This window comes from Bradyrhizobium barranii subsp. barranii (genome assembly GCF_017565645.3).
GTDB lineage: Bacteria > Pseudomonadota > Alphaproteobacteria > Rhizobiales > Xanthobacteraceae > Bradyrhizobium > Bradyrhizobium barranii.
This window is the reverse complement of sequence record NZ_CP086136.1, coordinates 1,786,735-1,804,392: the sequence shown is the minus strand read 5'-3', so window position 1 is coordinate 1,804,392 and position 17,658 is coordinate 1,786,735. Positions and strand designations below refer to the sequence as shown.

Genomic DNA, 17,658 nt, shown 5'->3' with positions numbered 1-17,658 from the left:
CGCGCGCTAACGCAAGCGTGATCCGATTTGCAGCGTCGCACGAAAATGATTTTTCGCGGCATTGCGGTGCGGTAGGGTTTTCGAGTTTTTCTATGGCGCGGGTCTTGCGGCGGATTCGCAACGGCATCATTGTTTAGCCGCGGTGCGGGGCAACGAACACCGCGCCTTCCCGTCCTCGGAACGAACTCCAGAATGTACAAGCTCTATTCGATGCAACGCTCCGGCAACAGCTACAAGGTCCGCCTTGCGCTGGCCCTGTTGAGCGTGCCTTACGAAGCAGTCGAGGTGGACATTCTGCGCGGCGAGAGTCGCACGCCGGACTTTCTGACCAAGAACCCGTCGGGACAGGTGCCGCTGCTCGAGGTCGGCGACGACCGCTATCTCGCCGAGTCCAACGCCATCCTCTGGTACGTCGCGGTCGGCACGCCGCTTGCGCCCGAGAACCGCATTGACCGCGCCGAGGCGCTGCAATGGATGTTCTTCGAGCAGCACGCGCTCGAGCCGAACATCGGCGCCGCCTATTTCTGGCTGTCGCTGGTCAAGGGCGGCCGCGATCTCCAGACCCACTCCCTGGAAGACTGGATGGAGCGCGGCTATGGCGCGCTCCAGGTGATGGAGAACCACCTCAAGACCAACGCCTATTTCGCCGCCCGCCAGCTCACGGTCGCCGACATCGCGCTCTACGGCTACACCCACCTCGCCGAGCGCTGCGACTACGACCTCTCGACCTTCCCGGCGATCCGGGACTGGCTGAAGCGCGTGGAAGCTGCACCCGGCTTCGTGGCGATGGACTGGCGGCCCGCCGACGTCGACGACCCCGCCAGCATCGCGGCGGGCGCCTGACTCCGGGAATAGCGGGCATAAGGACAGCCTATGCCGCATTCTCGCCATTTCGACGCTATGGCCGTCCCAATATTGCCGGTTGAAACGGGGAAATTGTTCGAGTCGCGGGTGATTCGCTCGCACGTTGAAGGATTTAGACCATGATTCGGGCGTCCGGCACGGCAGGCTTTCGGGGCCAACCGTTACCGTTTCGTCTTCCCGGCTGACCAACGCGGTCGTGGCCTCGCTCGCCGTTGCCGCGCTCTCGCTGTGCCTGATCGTCACCCTGACGGTGCTGTCGACCAAGGCGACCATGGCGATGGGCCTGCCGGTCTGATCCCCGTTTCATCCCGGACCCGCCTTCAAGGTGCCGCGCGGCCCGCGCCGACCGGCATCGCGACAGGACACCGATGAAATCGCCCGTGGTAGTCGTTGCAATCACCCTGACTGCGGCCATCCTGGTCGCGGCATCGCTGTTGATTTTCACCGGCGTGCGCAAGAACTCGGGGACGTCGACGCTGAATGCGCCGGCGCAGCAGCAGCGCCTCAGGCACGCGCATTTGGCCTAAAATCATCCGAAAGCTTTGCCCTTGCCGGCAAGTGCTCCTTAAGCGCACCGCATGAAATCGCATCGCATGGGCGCAACGATCAGCCAGTGTTGCGGCCTTACCTCGTTCGGGAGGAGCGAGACTGGCCCATGCGGTTCGGATGGCGTGCGATCTCCGGTCCGGCGCTCACAGCGGCAATTGCGCTGCTGGCGATCCTGCTCGATCGCTATATCCATGTTCCCTCGCCTGCGCCCCTGTTCGTCTGCATCGTGGCGCTCGCCGGCTCACTGTCGGGCCTCGCTTCCGCCATGACCAGCGCTGCCGTCGCGGTGATCGGCGCGGCGTTGTTCTTTCTGGCCCATCGGGCCCTGCCGGGCTATGCGGCGGCGGATCTGGTCCGACTCGGCCTCCTCGCCGTGACGACTGCCGGCACGGCCGCAATCACCGGCCTGATGCGCGAGCGACTGCTCGGCACATTCGCCGCCGAGCGCCAGAGCCACGCCACCGCCGCGCGGCTGTCGGCCGCGCTCGACCAGGTCGATATCGGCATCGTGCTGCTCGACGCCGAAACGCGTGCCGAATTCATCAACCGCGCATTTCGCGACTATTTTGCGCTGCCGGACGAAGTGGCCGACGGCAAGCCGCCCTTCATTGCGCTGATGTATCACGGCCGCGACACCGGCGCGTTCGAGCTGCCCGAGGACGAGCTCGGCCCCTTCATCGCGCAGCGGATGCAAATGGTGCGGATCGGCGATGCCACGCCGATCAACATCGCCTTGCGTAATGGCGAGGTGCTGCGCTTCGTCGGCGCCGTCCTGCCCGATGGCGGGCGCATGCTGAGCTACACGCCCGTGACCGACCTCGTACGCCACACCGACCCGCCCGCGCGCGCCGAGTACTACCGCTCGCTACGCGACCCCGCGGGCCGCAGGCTGATGCGGTACTTGCGCGTCGCGGAGTGATGCGACGGCGCGATTGATCGGCAGTGCGATCATCACGTATGAAGGACGCTTCATCGCCTTGCGTCCTCCGAGATCGCGGAAACCCACATGTCGCTCACCATTCGCTCCGTCACGAAACAGGACTACGATCAATGGCTGCCGTTGTGGGATGGCTATAACGCTTTCTACGGCCGCTCCGGCCCGACCGCGCTGGCCCCCGACACGCGGATGACGTGGCAGCGCTTCTTCGATGGCTATGAACCGGTGCATGGGCTGGTCGCCGAGAGCGACGGCAAGCTGCTCGGCATGACGAACTATCTGTTTCACCGCAGCACCACGGCGATCGAACCGTCCTGCTATCTGCAGGACCTGTTCACGCTGGAGGCCTCGCGCGGCAAGGGCGTCGCCTCGGCGCTGATATACGGCGTCTACGAGCGCGCAAAGCTCGCGGGGTCCCCGCGGGTCTACTGGCAGACGCACGAGACCAACGTCACGGCGCAGAGCCTGTACGACAAGGTCGCCGAGCGCTCCGGCTTCATCGTCTATCGCAAGATCTTCTGATCGCGGCAGCCGCGGAGTCCCTGTGGATAACTCTGCCTGTCACCCGCGCGTAACATAGCGGGACTACGTTGCACCTGCGTCTGATCAGGCCCCCCGTCACCGATCAAGCGCCCCAAAGCGGTCCCCGTCAGTCGCCGCGTCTGACAGGGGCCGCATTTTTTTGGCTTCAGTTCCCGGCAGCATGGCAGCAACGCAAGGCGACGCCTTGCCGCTAGCGGGCAGCGCGGCCACAATGGCCCGCTTTCTCCTGACAGGACCTCCCATGGAAATTCGTAATCTCGGCGCCTCCGGCCTGCGCGTGTCCGCGGTCGGGCTCGGCTGCAACAATTTTGGCCAGCGCATCGACCTCGAGGCCTCGCGCAAGGTGATCCACCGCGCGCTCGATCTCGGCATCACGCTGTTCGACACTGCCGACATCTATTCGGCCATGGGCGGCTCGGAAAACGTGCTCGGCGCCGTGCTGGGCGATCGCCGCAAGGACATCGTGCTGGCGACGAAATACTCCAAGCCGATGGCGGAGGACGGAACCAAGCAGGGCGCCTCGCGCCGCTACATCATGGAGGCCGTGGACGCGAGCCTGAAGCGGCTGAAGACCGATTACATCGACCTCTACCAGCAGCACGATTACGACCCGCTGACACCGATCGAGGAGAGTCTTCGCGCGCTCGACGATCTCGTCCGCCAGGGCAAGGTCCGCTACATCGGCAATTCCAACTTTCCGGCGTGGCGGATTGCGGAAGCGGAGTATGTCGCACGCGCGATGAATGTCAGCCGCTTCGTCTCCTGCCAGGACGAATATTCCCTGGTCGTGCGCGACATCGAGAAGGACCTGCTGCCGGCAGCAACGGAATACAAGCTCGGCCTGTTGCCGTTCTTCCCGCTCGCGAGTGGACTTCTGACCGGCAAATACAAAAAGGGTGAGTCCGCACCCGGCGACACCCGCTTTGGCCAAACTCCGCGGCTGCGCGACCGCTACGTCACCCCGCGCAACGAGGCGATCGTCGAGAAGCTGCAGGCCTTTGCGCAAGCGCGCGGACACTCGATGCTCGAGCTCGCCTTCTCCTGGCTCGCCGGCCGCCCGCAGGTCTCGAGCGTCATCGCGGGCGCCACCCGCGTCGAGCAGATCGAGCAGAACGTCAAGGCGATCGCGTGGAAGCTCAGCGCCTATGAGATGGCGGAGATCGACAAGATCACCCAGGGCTGACGTTTAAAGCGCGGCGCGTTACTTCGCGCCGCGTCCCACCGTCTGCATCACCTCAAAGCCTTCGAACTGGGGATGGCCGAGATAGAGCGGCTTGTTATCGCCAGCGCGCTGATGCGCCGCGCGAAACGCCTCCGACTTGGTCCACGCCTCGAACGCGGCGTGGTTCGCCCAGATCGTGTGCGAGGCATAGAGCGTGTGGTCCTCGAGCTCGGGACCGCGCAGCAGATGGAATTCGACGAAGCCCGGCACCCCGTCGAGAAACGTGTCGCGCGAGAGCCAGACCTGTTCGAAAGCGGTTTCAGAGCCCTTGGTGACGCGGAAGCGGTTCATGGCGATGTACATGCGGGTGATCTCCTGATGCTCGGCTCATCATGTCGTCATTCCGGGACGCACCGCAAGGCGCGGGCCCGGAATGACGGTGGCTGTTATTACGCCACCAATCCCTTCATCGGCCGCGCGGCGGCGCTGTCCGGGAACACCGTCTCCGCCAGCACGCGATCGGACAGGCCGAACTGTCCCTGCAGCACGCCCTTGATCACGGAGCGCAAATCCGTGGTCGGCTTGAGGTCGCGGCCTTCGTAGAGATTCGCGAGCTTGAGGCCGGGCCAGTCGGAGATGATGCGGCCGCCCTTCACCGCGCCGCCGGCGAGCAGTGCGATCGTTCCCGTGCCGTGATCGGTGCCGTCGGTGCCGTTGATGCGCGCGGTGCGGCCGAACTCGGTGGCGACGACGATTGCGGTGTCGCGCCAGCGCTCGCCTAGGCCGCTTTCGAACTCGGCAAGCGCGCCATCGAGGCCGCCGAGCAGGAAGGCCAGACGCCCGACCGGACCGCCTTCATTGGCATGCGTATCCCAGCCGTCGAAAGCGAGCGCGGCGATGCGCGGACCGTCGTCGGCCGCCATCAGTTTTGCGGCGCCGCGCGCGACCTGCCGCATCTGCGCGACCTGATTGCCGGGCTTCGGCTTCATGTCGTCGCCGCTCGCGGCCTTCTCCAACTGGAGGCCCTGCGACAGCGCGGAGGCCAGCGCGGGATCGCGGTGGCGATAGAGATCGACCAGCCGCATCGCGGTGTCGTCGTCGGCCTGCGGCAGCGCCACCGGCGCCCAGCCGACGGTTGGCGCATTGCCGCGTAATACCAGCGGCGTGGTCGGACCGACCGCGAGCCCGCTCGACACACGCTCGCCGCGCGGCAGCGCTTCGAGCGCGCGATTGAGCCAGCCGGATTGCACGCGGCCGGGGCCGGCATAGCCGCTTTCGAGCACGTCCTGGCCATCGAAATGCGAGCGGTCGCGATAGGGCGTCGCAACGGCATGGATCACCGCGGCATGCATGTCGCGATACATGCGCGCGAATTCCGGCATCGCCGGATGCAGCGCGAAGAAAGTATCGAGCATGATCGCGGGATGCGCGCCGTCGGCGGCAAGCGCGATCGAGCCGTGCAGGCCGGCATAGTCGGGGTCACCGAGCGGCGCGACGGTCGAGAGCCCGTCGAGCGCGCCGCGCAGGATTACCACGATCAAGCACGGATCGCGCCCGCCGGCCGCGCGGGCGAATTTCGGCAAATAGGCCCAGGCCGCGAAGGAGGCGCCGCCGAGCAGGAGGCCGCGGCGCGAGGTGAGGAGCCGGTTCTCGACGCAGTCGATCATCATCATCTCCTCTGCATTTCCGGCGACATCAGCAGCAGTGCCAGCGCCTGCTGGCGCGATTCCGCACGCTCGATGGTTTTGCGCGTCTCGATCGAGGCCGCATCCGCAGCCGCGAACTCCAGCAGGTCGAGCGGATCGATGTTGTTACCGAGCCGCGCGCCCATCTGTGCCGCGATGTCGAGCCGGAGCTTGATGCCTTCGGGTGCGGCCCAGGCCGCGCTGGTATCCGGAAAACCGTTCGGCCCGGCGGGCGACCACAGCGGCTGACCGAGCAGATTGAGATTGTTGAGATAACCGCCGGGATCTTCCGGCACGCGCGCGAGCAGCCGGCCGCTCGCGACCACGAAGTCGTAGGGCGAGCGCATCTTGGTCAACGGCGCCTTCCACGCTTCGTCGGAATCGACGAGCGCCGCGGCAAGCGCCTTGAGATCACCGTCGGTCTTGACGAAGATGTCGCGCAATCGCGCCACGAGCGCCGGCGGCGGATCGTCGGCAACGAAATGACGGACGAATTTGGTGGCGATGAAATTGGCGGTCGAAGGGTGGCGCGCGATGTCGGCGAGCGCGGCCTCGCCCTGCGCAAGGCCGGTCGGCTCGTAGGTCTTGCCGAGCAGCATTTGCGGCCCGGGCTGGTGCGCATTGACGTTGAACACGAAGGAGCCGGGCGTTCCCAGCTGCCCCTGCCGTCCGGCAAAGGTCCAGCCGGTGATGATGCGCGCGAGCGAGGTGACGTCGTCCTGCGTGTAGCCGCCGCCGACGCCGAGCGTATGAAGCTCCATGATCTCGCGCGCGAGATTCTCGTTCAGCCCGCGCTTGCGGTTTTGCCCGGCGCGCGAGTCCGGCCCGAGCGATTGCTGGTTGTCGAGGAAGAACAGCATCGCCGGATGCTGCTCGACGGCCTTGAGCATGTCGGCGAAGCGCCCGAGCACATGCGGCCGGATCGCCTCGCGCTCGAACGCGCCGGCCCAGATCCGCGCCAGCTCGCCCTTGCTCGCGGAGATGCAGAAATGGTTGGACCAGAACACCACCAGCCGCTCGGTGAAGCCACACTCGACCAGCGTCGCGCGTTGCAACCGCGCCAGCGCCTCGGCGCGAAAGGTTTTCTGGATCACGTTGAGCGGCTGCGGCGCGGGCTTGGCAGCAGGGGGCGCGGCAGCGTTGGGCTGCATCGTATCCGGCTTCGCCGCATTGTCGGCGGGCTTGGCCTCGGCCATCTGGCCGGCGATCTCGGTCGCGGCCGCGTTCAGCGAGAGATTGCGGCGCAGCCCCGGCTTCTGGTCGGCCGGTGCCTGCTGCGCCCCTTCAGCGGGCGCAGCGGCCTTCGCGGCCTCGCGCGCCTGCTTGACCTGATCCTGATAGGCGAACACGGCCTGGCCCAGCTGCGGCGTCGATTGCAGCCCCGGCGCCTCCAGCAGCACGCCGTTGGGGCGCGCGAGTTCCGCCATCACGAAGCCGCGCGGATCGGACGCCGCGTTGATGAGATCGCCGGACGCCCCGCCGCGCCCTCCGAAACCGAAGCGGTTGAGCGCGACGAGGGCAGCTTGCGAATCGCGGGCCATCGATGTGTCCTTCGCGCGTTGCCAACCGCTTTCCGAGTCTGAGCGCAGCGCCTAATATACCGTAGCGGGAGATGAACCCGGCATGAAAATGACGGCGAAGCCTTTGGGCAAATCATGACAAATCCGAAAGAATTTCCCTCCGATTTTCCCTTGCCGGAGCCGCGCCGCCTCGCCTGCTCCCGTTGCGGCACCGAGTTCGGCTGCGATCTCTCGGGAAGCTGCTGGTGCGCGGAGGAAACGGCGCGGCTGCCGATGCCAGTCAAAGGCGAGGATTGTTTGTGCCGGGAATGTCTGAGGAAGGCGGCGGCAGAAGCGCGTAGCCCGGATGGAGCGCAAGCGTAATCCGGGAATCCTTCCGCGGGCACCAATCCCGGATTTCGCTGCGCTCCATCCGGGCTACGAAGCTACACCGCGTGCCCCGGGGACTTCCGCGCCAGGCCGTCGAACGCGTCGAGCAGTTTTTCGCGCCACGCATAGACGGGATCATCCGCTTCCAGCAGGCTGAACGGGCTCACCACACGCGCCCATTGAAAACCGCCGAACACGATATAGTCGGCATAGTTCGGCGCGCTGCCGCCGAGATAGGCCTGCGTCTTGAACGTCTGCCGCATCACTTCGAGCGACTTGCGGAACGCGACGACGCCGGTCTCGCGGCTCGCCTGGACCTCTTCCAGGGGCTTGCCGAACCGCGCCTCGCGCGACTGGCGGAAATAGGCGGCGTCGACCTCGCCGAGGTTTTTCGGGATGTCGGCGACGATCAGCAGAGAGAGGCCGCCGACGATGGCGATGTCGCCCCAAGCATTGAGCATGCGCGCCATGGCGCGGCCGCCCTCGCCGCCGAACAGCGACGGCTGGTCTGGAAAATTGTCTTCGAGATAATTCGCGATCGCCCAGGAATCGATCACGGGCTTGTCATGATGCAGCAGCACCGGGACCCTCTCCGAGCCGTGCGGCGAAATCGCGCTCTTCTCGGTGAAGCGCCAGGGCAGCGATTCCGCCGACAGGCCTTTGTGCGCCAGCGCCATCCGCGTGCGCCAGCAATAGGGGCTGAACGGGCGCGCGGCATCGGTACCGACGAGTTCGAAGAGCTTGAGCGACATGAAAGGCCTTCCCTGCCAGACCCTCATCTTGAGGAGCACGGAACGCGCGTCTCGAAGGATGAAGGCCCGATCTCGGCCTCGCCCTTCGAGACGCGCGCAAGATGCGCGCTCCTCAGGGTGAGGGTCTCCCATTCTGGATTGCTTCGCTTGCGCTCGCAATGACGATGTGGAGGCGGAGGTGTGTGTCACCGCCCGTTCGTGCGCAGCAACCTCTCGCCGTCCGTCGTCACCGCGATGATCAGCCCCACGCCTGCAATCGTTTCGCGGGTGACGTAGCCGCGCTCGGCGGCGTCTTCCCAGATGGTGAGGCGCGGGCACGAGGTCTTCCAGGTCGCGATCACCTCGGCATAGGCGCGCGGCTCGCGCGCGATCCATTCGACGAAGTCCAGCACCAGCGGGTCGGCCGTCTCGCTCATTGCAAACCTCCCTTGTCGAAGGCCGCCAGCACCGGGGTACGAAGCAGGAGCCAGCCGCCATAGGCGATGTAGTAGCAGGCGATGGTGGTGATCAGCTTGTTCGACCAGGCCACGAATTGCTGGTCGGTCATGGCTTCGAGGATGCGCCGCGCCAGCGTGGTGCCGAGCATCGAGGCGAGAATCGCGACGCCGGCGAGCACGGGATCGAGGCTCGCGGCCTGGTCGATGATGCCGCCGAAATAGACGAGCTTGGTGAAATGGCTGACGAGCTGGCACATCGCCTTGGTCGCCACCTTCTCGCGCCGGCCGAAATCGCCGCCGAGGAAGAAGGTGTCGAGCAACGGTCCCGACACGCCGGTCATCAGCATCAAGCCCATGCAGATCGTGCCATAGACGGTGCCCTGCCAGAGACGGTCAGGATCCGGCTTGATGTTCGACGGCAGCAGCCGCGCCATGAACGGGGTGACGCCGAGCAGCAGCAGCGCCATCGGCTTGTCCGGCACGTAGCGGGTGAGCGACCAGGCCGCGAGCGCGACGGCAGCGCCGACCATGTAGTTCGCGACCGGCCGCCAGCGGATATGCGCGCGCCACAGGAACGCGCGCCAGCCGTTCGAGGCCATCTGCGTGATCGCATGCAGCACCATCGCGGTCGGCAGCGGCATCAGCGCCAGCAGCACGCCGATCAGGATCAACCCGCCCGCCATGCCGAACAGCCCCGACAGGAACGCGGTGGCGACCATCAGCAATCCAAGGGCAGCGATCATGATGGGCGTCACGAGAGATTCTCCTGCAAACGCGTAAGGAACGAAGGCTGCATCACACCCTCGCCCCGCTTGCGGGGAGAGGGTGGGGTGAGGGGGAGTCTCCGCAAGGAAGGTGGCAGAGGGACTCGCGGAGCGTCCCCCTCACCCGGAATTTGCTCTCGCAAACTCCGGCCTCTCCCCGCGTGCGGGGAGAGGCGAAGAACGCGGCGGCGGCCCCGAAACACAACTTGGAATTACTCTCATTCTTGTGCCTCGCTTGCCCCGGCTTCGCAAACTGAGTTATCTTGGCCTTGCATCAGCTTTCCTGAGGGTGGGTCATTTGCGGCGGCTGCTGTTTCTCAACGGCATCAAGGCATTCGAGGCGGCGGCGCGGACCGGCAGCTTTGCGGCGGCCGGGCTCGAGCTCAGCGTGTCGGCGGCGGCTGTCAGCCGCATGGTGCATCTGCTGGAGGAACGTCTCGGCGTCGCGCTGTTCGAGCGCAAAGCCAACAAGCTCGTGCTGACGCAGGCAGGCCGCGCCTATCAAGGCGGGCTGACGCCGATCTTCGACGCGCTGGCAAGCCTCACCGCGCAGGTGACGGCGCCCTCCAGCGTCCGCGTGCTCACCATCGGCGTCGGACATACGTTTGCGATGCGCTGGCTGATCCCGCGGCTGTCGGAGTTTCGCAGCGAGGAGCCCGACATCGAGGTGCGTTTCACCACCGGCGGTGCCGAGGTCCCATTCGGCGAGGACTGGAGCTGCGGCATCAAGCTCGGCACCGGCGACTGGCCCGGCCTGGTCGCCGAGCCGCTATTCGCCGGCGACCTCACGCCGGTCTGCGTGCCTCGCCTCGCCACCGGCCTGAAGCGGCCCGCCGACCTCAAAGGGCCAGGCCTGATCCGCGTTACGCATTCGCCGGAGGATTGGCCGATCTGGCTCAAGGCCGCGAACCTCACCCGCATCAACGCGCGCAGACCGGAATTCCAGTTCTACGGCCAGGCGCTCCAGGCCGCCGCCGACGGCCTCGGCATCGCCATGGGCATCCGGCCCTATATCGACGACGATCTCGCCGCCGGCCGGCTGGTCGCGCCGTTCGATCTCTCGGTTCCCAAGGGCATGCGCTGGTACCTGCTGTATCGCAGTTTTCAGACCGAGCAGCGCGACTTCGCCGCGTTCCGGCGCTGGATCATGCGGGCGGCCTCGGAGCCCGCCGCACGCCCCGCCAGGCGGATCGGCCGCGCCGCGCCGCGGAACTGACGCCCGTTCCACGAGGCCCTGGGCAAAAAAGCCGGCCGCTTGTGAATGGCTTCACATACTGAACCCGCCAAACGTGGTCCCCTGACCCTTCAACAAGACACTTACGGAACATTTGGGGACTACAATGACGACCATCTACGACGGCTTTGACATCGAATCCTTCGAGGCCGGCAAAGGCCTCTGGCATGCCCGCATCCGCCGCGCCGATCTCAGCCCCCTCGCCATCGACGGCGTGCTGTTTCCGGCCATGGAAGTCGGTTTCGCCTGGCCGGATCAGAACGCGGCGATCGCCGATGCCAAGCACCACATCGACCGCTTCCGCCGGCGGGCCGACGACCACGACGACGAATAAGCGCGGGACTCCAAGCGAACCAAGGGACAGCGCAGCATAAAGGGGGAACCGGTCATGTCAGTCATCGAATTCGAAGACACGCCGCGGCCGAGGATCTACGCTCGCAATGTGCTGTCGAAATGTCCCGAATGCGATGGCGATCTCGCGGTGCTTCGCGTGATCGGCGGCCGCGCCGGGTGCGAGTACTGGACCATGCGCTGTACCGATTGCGGCGGGATCCATCTCGACATCCTCGAGCCGCACCGGGCGAGCAACGACGACGAGGCCCCGCCGCCGGCGGCGTAAGGCGCGACCGGCGATCCGGTCGCACGCTCGCAATCGCAATTCCATCCGGCCCCTGCAACTGCTATGCTGGCGCAGCAACCGCGCGCGCAGGCGAGGCATGACGGATGATCAAGGCTCTGCTGCTCGATCTCGGCGATACACTGATCGACTCCGCCAGTGAAAAACCGTTTCCCGGCGTCGAGGACGCGCTCGGCGTGATCGAGACCTTCGAGACGGCGGACCACGCGCCGCTGGTCGTGTGCCTGGTCTCGGACTACACGATGCCTGAACCGCGGACATCACAGGCGATCGCTGCGACCTTTGCCGAATACCTTGAGGTGCTCGACAGGACCGGCCTGCGGCGCTTCTTCGAACCGGTCGAGGAACGCGTGACGCTGTCGACCCATGCCGGCGCGAGAAAGCCCGATGCCTTGGTGTTCGAGACAGCCTTTAAGCGCGCCGGTGTCGATGGCGGCTTGAATCAGGCGCTGTTCATCACGGAAAATGCCGATCATATAGCGGCCTGCCGCAAACTTGGGATGAAGACCCTGCGATATGGCACCGATTTCACGTCCTGGTCGCAGGCCCCCCTGCTGATCTCGCAGGACATTGGCGCCGCCGGTTTCAAGAACAGCGAAGCGGTGTTCAGACCCGCTTTGGCCGACCGTGGCCTGAGGCTTCAATCCATCGAGGACCTCAGCCCGAACAAGCTCCGCGGCACTGCACGCAATCTGGTGCAGCTGCATTCGCCCGACCTCGGCAGCTTCAACGACGTGCATGTTGAGTTGCCGGTGGAGGTCGCGGCGAGCCTCGATTCGGCCGGTCGCATCACCGCGGTGCACTCGACGCCCCGTCCTGACGACGTGGCCGAGGCCATTCTGAATGTGCAGTCGCTCGCGGCCAACAAGCAGATCGCCGACGGTCCGCCCGATCCCGCATCGCCCGTGCTGCCGACCTATCGGGTGGAAACGGATTCTGAGGGGCGGCGCATTCTGCGCCGCCGCCGCTTGACGGCCTTTTGACCGCAGACCGCCGCCTCAAATGCAGCAGCCGCACAGGAAGCGGATGCGGGTCAGCACCCTTTTGCCGCCGACCGTGCGGATGACGTGGGTGCGAACATTGTTCGACGACGCATCGTCGGCCGCGGCGGCGGCCACCAGCCCTTTCTTCTTCTTCGCCGTCTTTGCGGTCGCCTTCGGCTTGCCGTCGAGCTCGATGCGACCGTTCCTGAGCAGCGTCTCGACGAAGGCGCCGACCTCGTCCTCCGTGCGGTTGTGCTCTGGCAACGCGCCGAGCACCGCCGCACGGGCGCCGGAGCGGCCGATCAGAACCGGCTCCGCCGCGAAGGCGACCACGCCGCGAAGTCTGGTGTCGATATCGCCGAGCGGGACTTCGCGCCGATGCACCGCTTCCGCCACGCCCTCCCCGAGCATGGCGAGCGGGCGGATCGCGAATCTGGCGCCCTTCGCGCCGATCCGCTCGCGCAGATCCGAGAGCGTGCTCGGCGCGATCGTGGCGCTCGCCTTCAGGATCTTGGGTGGCGGCCCCGCCAACGCCGCGGTCGGCGCGGTCATGGCGGCGCTGCCGAGCATGATGTCGTGATCGGAGAACGCTTTGCCGATGATCTCGCGATTGGCGCCGTTGTTGATCTGGCCGTCGGCCTTGACCATGGCCCGGCCCACGGACTGAAAATATCGCGCCGTCTCCGGCGTCTGCCGCACCGCTTCGACCAACAGCCTGCCGCAGGTCTGCGCGGCGGTCAGCAGCGCCGCCTCGCTGCCGGCGCCGCTCGCCGCGAACACGCCGCGGAGCGTGTCATAGAATGCGCCGGTGAAGACGCGGCTGAAATTGTGGCTCTCGCGCGTGAGCAATTCGGGCGGATCTTCGAACTTGCCGGCCGGCAAGGTGCTGGGCAGCTGCCATTTGAACGTATTCAGCGCCCGCCGCGGCTTCGAGGGATTGACGTTGCCGAACTGCTTGAGAATGGCGGCCGACAGATATTCGGAACTCGCCTCGACGAAATTCGGCAGGGACAGGTCGGGCGTGATCTCAAGCAGCTTGATCCGCGTCGCCTGGTCCGACAGCGCGGTCAGCAGGGCAACCACGTCGCCGAACGCTTCGTGAAACGCTCCGACCTCAGGTAGCGGGCTGTTGAACAGCTCCGGCCGCTGGGAATCGAGCAGGGCGTGGCCGACCTCATGGCTGACCGTGTCGGTGCTGGCCGCGGAGAAGGTGGTTGTGGTGCCGTCGTTGAAGTCGAAGAACCGAACACCTTGCGTGTCGTAATAGGCATTCAACCGCCGGGGGCCGACCGTTTCACCGTCATTGTAGGTCAGGCTGATGTCGATGCGAGGCCCTTGCGACCATCTGGCGAGGTTGCCGGCATAGGTCTCCCAGGCCTCCACAGCGGCGAGCGCCGCTTCCCGGCTCTGCCAGAACAGAAAATCCCGCTGATTGACACCGAACGGGGCCTCGGCCGCGTGAGCCTCATAGTTGAAATTTGCACGCCCGGCCGGACGGTCGGGCCGCGCGTCCTGCTGCCGTTGCTGCATGTCGGTCACGGCATTGGGGTCGTTCGGGATGAAATTGATTGTCATGGAATCTACCCGCTGTTGAGGCGACTGGCCGCGCCTGCGGCCGAAAGCGCCGCCGAGATGCATGAAAATGGTCAGATCATCGCGCAATAAACACCGCCTAAAGTAGCGCCATCGCCGTCCGACGCAACGACAAATTTGTCGCGTCGGGGCGATCATGGCTCCTGCTGCCAACCTGCTGTCAGCAGCCTGAGCACGGACGGGCATTCGCTCTTTTCTGAAGCGCTGACTCGTCCCATATTCGGGGCATGGCGAAGAAACCTGCTCCCCCGAAATCCCCCAAATCCAAGGCCCCGAACTCCAAGGCACATCGGCCTGACGTGCAGCCGATCGGGCCGGCGCTGGCCGAGTTGCTCAATCCCGCGATCAATCGCGGCGATGCCGGGCTGGGATCGGGCACCGGGCTGCAGCCGCCGCCGGACAATTCGCGCGACCGCCGCGCCGGGGGCGAGGCTGCCGCCCATCGCGCACGCGCCTCGACGCCAAAGGAGTTTCCGCAGGATAATGCCAAGCCGATGCCGCTGCGGCCGAATCCGCAGCCGCCGGGCGCGCGCGCGACCACCGAAGGCTTTGAAGAAGCGCCGCAGGCCAATTACGGCACTGCCGCCACGATCCCGACCCTCGATCCGGAACTGGCGCGGCAGCTCGGGCTTCCCACCGAGGAGGACGACGCCGAGGCGCTGGCGCGTCCGCCGCGCACCAAGATGGAGGCGCTCGGCGTCAAGGCCACCGCCGACGCGCTGGAATCGCTGATCCGCGAGGGCCGGCCGGAGTTCCGCAGGGACGACGGCTCCACCAAGGTGTGGACGCCGCACCGCCCGCCGCGCCCGGAAAAGTCCGAAGGCGGCGTGCGCTTCGAGATCAAATCGCCCTACCAGCCGCGCGGCGACCAGCCGACCGCGATCGCCGAGCTGGTCGAAGGCATCCAGCGTAACGACCGCTCGCAGGTGCTGCTCGGCGTCACCGGCTCCGGCAAGACCTACACCATGGCCAAGGTGATCGAGGCGACGCAGCGGCCCGCCATCATCCTGGCGCCGAACAAGACGCTCGCCGCCCAGCTCTATGGCGAGTTCAGGAGTTTCTTCCCCGACAACGCGGTCGAATATTTCGTCAGCTATTACGACTACTACCAGCCGGAAGCCTACGTTCCGCGCACGGACACCTACATCGAAAAGGACTCCTCGATCAACGAGCAGATCGACCGCATGCGCCACTCGGCGACGCGCGCGCTGCTCGAACGCGACGACGTCATCATCGTGGCGTCGGTGTCCTGCATCTACGGTATCGGCTCGGTCGAGACCTACACCGCGATGACCTTCGCGCTGAAGAAGGGCGAGCGCATCGACCAGCGCCAGCTGATCGCCGACCTCGTCGCCCTCCAGTACAAGCGCACCCAGGCCGATTTTACCCGCGGTACCTTCCGCGTCCGCGGCGACGTCATCGACATCTTCCCGGCGCACTACGAGGACCGGGCCTGGCGCGTAAACCTGTTCGGCGACACCATCGAGACCATCGAGGAGTTCGATCCGCTCACCGGCCACAAGCAGGACGAGCTCGAATTCATCAAGATGTACGCCAACTCGCACTACGTGACGCCGCGCCCGACGCTGGTGCAGGCGATCAAGTCGATCAAATCGGAGCTGAAGCAGCGGCTCGACCAGCTCCACGACCAGGGCCGCCTGCTGGAAGCGCAGCGGCTGGAGCAGCGCACCACCTTCGATCTCGAGATGATGGAGGCGACCGGAAGCTGCGCCGGCATCGAGAATTATTCGCGCTATCTCACCGGGCGCCTGCCCGGCGAGCCGCCGCCGACACTGTTCGAATACGTCCCCGACAATGCGCTGGTGTTCGCCGACGAGAGCCACGTCACCGTGCCGCAGATCGGCGGCATGTTCCGCGGCGACTTCCGCCGCAAGGCGACGCTGGCCGAATACGGCTTCCGCCTGCCCTCCTGCATGGACAACCGCCCGCTCCGCTTCGAGGAATGGGACATGATGCGGCCACAGACGGTCGCGGTGTCGGCGACGCCGAGCGGCTGGGAGCTGAACGAAAGCGGCGGCGTATTCGTCGAGCAGGTCATTCGCCCGACGGGCCTGATCGATCCGCCCGTCAACATCCGCCCCGCCCGCACCCAGGTGGACGATCTCGTCGGCGAGGTGCGCGCCACAGCCCAAGCCGGCTATCGCTCGCTGATCACCGTGCTCACAAAACGCATGGCGGAGGATCTCACCGAATATCTGCATGAGCAGGGCATTCGCGTCCGCTACATGCACAGCGATATCGACACCATCGAGCGCATCGAGATCATCAGGGACCTCCGTCTCGGCGCGTTCGACGCGCTGGTCGGCATCAACCTGCTCCGCGAAGGCCTCGACATTCCCGAATGCGCGCTGGTCGCGATTCTGGACGCCGACAAGGAAGGCTTTTTGCGCAGTGAAACGTCCTTGATTCAGACCATCGGCCGCGCCGCGCGCAACGTCGACGGCAAGGTGATCCTCTATGCCGACCAGATGACGGGCTCGATGGAGCGCGCCATCGCGGAAACCAACCGGCGCCGCGAAAAGCAGGTCGAGTACAACACCGCCAACGGCATCACGCCGGAGAGCGTGAAGAAGCAGATCGGCGACATCCTCAACTCCGTCTACGAGCGCGACCACGTGCTGGTCGAGGTCGGCGGCCACGACATGACCGACGACGTCATCTCGATCGGCCACAATTTTGAAGCCGTGCTCGCCGATCTCGAAACAAGGATGCGCGAGGCCGCCGCCGATCTGAACTTCGAGGAAGCCGCCCGCCTGCGCGACGAAGTCAAGCGCCTGCGCGCCACCGAGCTCGCAGTGGTCGACGACCCCACCGTCAAGCAGCGCACCGTGCAGGGCAAGGCCGGCGCCTATGCCGGCACCAAGAAGTACGGCGACGCCGCCAACCTGCCCGTCAGCGCGATGAAGAAGAAAACCGTGAGCTCCGCGCTGAAAGCGAGCGGCGGCGGCAGCGGCTCGAAGGTGCACAAGCCGCATCTCGACGAAATGCACGGGCCGGAATCGTTGCCCTACCGCGAAAACCCGAGCCTGCCGGCAAAGCCGTTCGGCAACACGAGCCGGATCATCCAGCCGACGGACTCAAGGCAGTCCGGGCCGGAGTTCGGACCGGCGCCGAAGTCGACGGGTGGACAGCCGGGACGGCGGGGTGGGTGGAAGAAGAGGTAGGCGACGGAGTATCGTCTGCGCTTGTCGTGGTTATGGATCCCGGGCTCGCGCTTCGCGCGCCCCGGAATGACGAGGGAGCATGTGGTGCCGTTCGCGCCTTACAGCTTCCCCTGCCCGTTTACCTGACCCTGCTGTTGCTGCTGCTTTTCCTGCTCCTTGGCGTGATGTCTGCCGTAGAGGCAGCCGGCGGCGGCGCCCAGGACGCCGTGATGGCCGGCATAGTGGCCGGCGACGCCGCCGACGACCGCGCCCTTGATGCAGCCCTTGGCGTTGGCGGCGGAGGTCGCGCCCAACATCAGAAGTGCTGCGGTGACGGTGAGAAGCAGGGATTTCATGATCGATGTCTCCGGATCGGTTTCGGTGTCTCAACGAGCACCGACGGGCGCGGGTTCCCGCGTGCCGTGCGTGGCGGGACGCGCCCGCCGGCATGCACGCGGCGTCATC

20 protein-coding genes are annotated in these 17,658 nt (G+C 66.0%); 12 read left to right on the top strand and 8 right to left on the bottom strand.

Translation table 11 applies throughout. The features are described 5' to 3' along the window. Positions 1 to 192 precede the first annotated feature (192 nt). From J4G43_RS08855 to J4G43_RS08830, 6 genes are all read left to right on the top strand, one after another. Positions 193 to 843, top strand: coding sequence for a glutathione S-transferase family protein (locus J4G43_RS08855; RefSeq protein WP_071909583.1), 651 nt, complete (start codon positions 193 to 195; stop codon positions 841 to 843). Between the two features lie 124 nt (positions 844 to 967). Further along, positions 968 to 1,159: a hypothetical protein gene (locus J4G43_RS08850; RefSeq protein WP_208089609.1), complete on the top strand. Its 192-nt coding sequence runs from the start codon at positions 968 to 970 to the stop codon at positions 1,157 to 1,159. 85 nt (positions 1,160 to 1,244) lie between these two features. Next, positions 1,245 to 1,391: a hypothetical protein gene (locus J4G43_RS08845; protein ID WP_208089608.1), complete on the top strand. Its 147-nt coding sequence runs from the start codon at positions 1,245 to 1,247 to the stop codon at positions 1,389 to 1,391. Between the two features lie 128 nt (positions 1,392 to 1,519). Next, positions 1,520 to 2,332, top strand: coding sequence for a PAS-domain containing protein (locus J4G43_RS08840; protein WP_208084558.1), 813 nt, complete (start codon positions 1,520 to 1,522; stop codon positions 2,330 to 2,332). Positions 2,333 to 2,419: 87 nt separating this feature from the next. Continuing rightward, complete coding sequence (locus J4G43_RS08835) at positions 2,420 to 2,872, top strand: GNAT family N-acetyltransferase (RefSeq protein ID WP_208084557.1); 453 nt, start codon at positions 2,420 to 2,422, stop codon at positions 2,870 to 2,872. A 262-nt stretch (positions 2,873 to 3,134) separates the two neighbouring features. Further along, positions 3,135 to 4,076, top strand: a complete 942-nt coding sequence (locus J4G43_RS08830; RefSeq protein ID WP_208084556.1) for an aldo/keto reductase — start codon at positions 3,135 to 3,137, stop codon at positions 4,074 to 4,076. 18 nt (positions 4,077 to 4,094) lie between these two features. Here the strand turns inward: J4G43_RS08830 and J4G43_RS08825 are convergent, their stop codons facing one another. The 3 genes from J4G43_RS08825 to J4G43_RS08815 form a co-directional block, all read right to left on the bottom strand. Beyond that, entirely contained in the window at positions 4,095 to 4,418 is a 324-nt protein-coding gene (locus J4G43_RS08825) for a heme-degrading protein HmuQ (RefSeq protein ID WP_085399303.1), read from the bottom strand. Between the two features lie 86 nt (positions 4,419 to 4,504). Next, complete coding sequence (locus J4G43_RS08820) at positions 4,505 to 5,722, bottom strand: DUF1501 domain-containing protein (protein WP_208084555.1); 1,218 nt, start codon at positions 5,720 to 5,722, stop codon at positions 4,505 to 4,507. 2 nt (positions 5,723 to 5,724) lie between these two features. Further along, positions 5,725 to 7,281 carry a DUF1800 domain-containing protein gene (locus J4G43_RS08815; RefSeq protein ID WP_208084554.1) on the bottom strand — a complete coding sequence of 519 codons (1,557 nt, stop codon included), beginning with the start codon at positions 7,279 to 7,281 and terminating at the stop codon, positions 5,725 to 5,727. A 114-nt stretch (positions 7,282 to 7,395) separates the two neighbouring features. Between J4G43_RS08815 and J4G43_RS08810 the strand changes: the two genes are divergently transcribed. Continuing rightward, positions 7,396 to 7,623 carry a cysteine-rich CWC family protein gene (locus J4G43_RS08810; protein ID WP_225004746.1) on the top strand — a complete coding sequence of 76 codons (228 nt, stop codon included), beginning with the start codon at positions 7,396 to 7,398 and terminating at the stop codon, positions 7,621 to 7,623. Positions 7,624 to 7,685: 62 nt separating this feature from the next. Here the strand turns inward: J4G43_RS08810 and J4G43_RS08805 are convergent, their stop codons facing one another. From J4G43_RS08805 to J4G43_RS08795, 3 genes are all read right to left on the bottom strand, one after another. After that, a complete protein-coding gene (locus J4G43_RS08805) occupies positions 7,686 to 8,381 on the bottom strand; it encodes a glutathione S-transferase family protein (RefSeq protein WP_208084553.1) in 696 nt (231 codons plus the stop codon). Positions 8,382 to 8,566: 185 nt separating this feature from the next. Beyond that, positions 8,567 to 8,797 carry a hypothetical protein gene (locus J4G43_RS08800; RefSeq protein ID WP_208084552.1) on the bottom strand — a complete coding sequence of 77 codons (231 nt, stop codon included), beginning with the start codon at positions 8,795 to 8,797 and terminating at the stop codon, positions 8,567 to 8,569. Next, on the bottom strand, positions 8,794 to 9,573 hold the full coding sequence (locus J4G43_RS08795) for a sulfite exporter TauE/SafE family protein (protein ID WP_208084551.1): 780 nt from the start codon (positions 9,571 to 9,573) through the stop codon (positions 8,794 to 8,796). Before J4G43_RS08795 ends, J4G43_RS08800 begins: the two co-directional genes overlap by 4 nt. A 307-nt stretch (positions 9,574 to 9,880) precedes the next feature. Here J4G43_RS08795 and J4G43_RS08790 point away from each other — a divergent pair, with 307 nt between their 5' ends. The 4 genes from J4G43_RS08790 to J4G43_RS08775 all read left to right on the top strand — a co-directional run bounded on the left by J4G43_RS08790 (position 9,881) and on the right by J4G43_RS08775 (position 12,436). Beyond that, entirely contained in the window at positions 9,881 to 10,798 is a 918-nt protein-coding gene (locus tag J4G43_RS08790; RefSeq protein ID WP_208084549.1) for a LysR substrate-binding domain-containing protein, read from the top strand. A gap of 124 nt (positions 10,799 to 10,922) precedes the next feature. After that, the gene (locus J4G43_RS08785; protein ID WP_071909573.1) at positions 10,923 to 11,150 is read left to right on the top strand and encodes a hypothetical protein; all 228 of its coding nucleotides are present in this window, start codon (positions 10,923 to 10,925) and stop codon (positions 11,148 to 11,150) included. Between the two features lie 54 nt (positions 11,151 to 11,204). Next, positions 11,205 to 11,435, top strand: a complete 231-nt coding sequence (locus J4G43_RS08780) for a hypothetical protein (protein ID WP_063985544.1) — start codon at positions 11,205 to 11,207, stop codon at positions 11,433 to 11,435. A 194-nt stretch (positions 11,436 to 11,629) separates the two neighbouring features. Beyond that, positions 11,630 to 12,436: an HAD family hydrolase gene (locus tag J4G43_RS08775; protein WP_208084548.1), complete on the top strand. Its 807-nt coding sequence runs from the start codon at positions 11,630 to 11,632 to the stop codon at positions 12,434 to 12,436. 15 nt (positions 12,437 to 12,451) lie between these two features. Here the strand turns inward: J4G43_RS08775 and J4G43_RS08770 are convergent, their stop codons facing one another. Further along, on the bottom strand, positions 12,452 to 14,011 hold the full coding sequence (locus tag J4G43_RS08770) for a gluzincin family metallopeptidase (RefSeq protein WP_208084547.1): 1,560 nt from the start codon (positions 14,009 to 14,011) through the stop codon (positions 12,452 to 12,454). A 245-nt stretch (positions 14,012 to 14,256) separates the two neighbouring features. Between J4G43_RS08770 and uvrB the strand changes: the two genes are divergently transcribed. Continuing rightward, the gene (gene uvrB / locus J4G43_RS08765; protein ID WP_208084545.1) at positions 14,257 to 17,214 is read left to right on the top strand and encodes an excinuclease ABC subunit UvrB; all 2,958 of its coding nucleotides are present in this window, start codon (positions 14,257 to 14,259) and stop codon (positions 17,212 to 17,214) included. Between the two features lie 98 nt (positions 17,215 to 17,312). Here the strand turns inward: uvrB and J4G43_RS08760 are convergent, their stop codons facing one another. Then, positions 17,313 to 17,549, bottom strand: a complete 237-nt coding sequence (locus tag J4G43_RS08760) for a hypothetical protein (RefSeq protein ID WP_208084544.1) — start codon at positions 17,547 to 17,549, stop codon at positions 17,313 to 17,315. Between the last annotated feature and the right edge of the window lie 109 nt (positions 17,550 to 17,658).

Bases quoted from the DNA above. Each gene is read 5' to 3' on its own strand.
- J4G43_RS08820 (WP_208084555.1), bottom strand. From the start codon at position 5,722: ATGATCGACTGCGTCGAGAACCGGCTCCTCACCTCGCGCCGCGGCCTC.
- J4G43_RS08835 (WP_208084557.1), top strand. From the start codon at position 2,420: ATGTCGCTCACCATTCGCTCCGTCACGAAACAGGACTACGATCAATGG.
- J4G43_RS08800 (WP_208084552.1), bottom strand. From the start codon at position 8,797: ATGAGCGAGACGGCCGACCCGCTGGTGCTGGACTTCGTCGAATGGATC.
- J4G43_RS08810 (WP_225004746.1), top strand. From the start codon at position 7,396: ATGACAAATCCGAAAGAATTTCCCTCCGATTTTCCCTTGCCGGAGCCG.
- J4G43_RS08770 (WP_208084547.1), bottom strand. From the start codon at position 14,011: ATGACAATCAATTTCATCCCGAACGACCCCAATGCCGTGACCGACATG.
- J4G43_RS08825 (WP_085399303.1), bottom strand. From the start codon at position 4,418: ATGTACATCGCCATGAACCGCTTCCGCGTCACCAAGGGCTCTGAAACC.
- J4G43_RS08785 (WP_071909573.1), top strand. From the start codon at position 10,923: ATGACGACCATCTACGACGGCTTTGACATCGAATCCTTCGAGGCCGGC.
- J4G43_RS08830 (WP_208084556.1), top strand. From the start codon at position 3,135: ATGGAAATTCGTAATCTCGGCGCCTCCGGCCTGCGCGTGTCCGCGGTC.
- J4G43_RS08815 (WP_208084554.1), bottom strand. From the start codon at position 7,281: ATGGCCCGCGATTCGCAAGCTGCCCTCGTCGCGCTCAACCGCTTCGGT.
- J4G43_RS08805 (WP_208084553.1), bottom strand. From the start codon at position 8,381: ATGTCGCTCAAGCTCTTCGAACTCGTCGGTACCGATGCCGCGCGCCCG.
- J4G43_RS08760 (WP_208084544.1), bottom strand. From the start codon at position 17,549: ATGAAATCCCTGCTTCTCACCGTCACCGCAGCACTTCTGATGTTGGGC.
- J4G43_RS08855 (WP_071909583.1), top strand. From the start codon at position 193: ATGTACAAGCTCTATTCGATGCAACGCTCCGGCAACAGCTACAAGGTC.
- uvrB (WP_208084545.1), top strand. From the start codon at position 14,257: ATGGCGAAGAAACCTGCTCCCCCGAAATCCCCCAAATCCAAGGCCCCG.
- J4G43_RS08780 (WP_063985544.1), top strand. From the start codon at position 11,205: ATGTCAGTCATCGAATTCGAAGACACGCCGCGGCCGAGGATCTACGCT.
- J4G43_RS08840 (WP_208084558.1), top strand. From the start codon at position 1,520: ATGCGGTTCGGATGGCGTGCGATCTCCGGTCCGGCGCTCACAGCGGCA.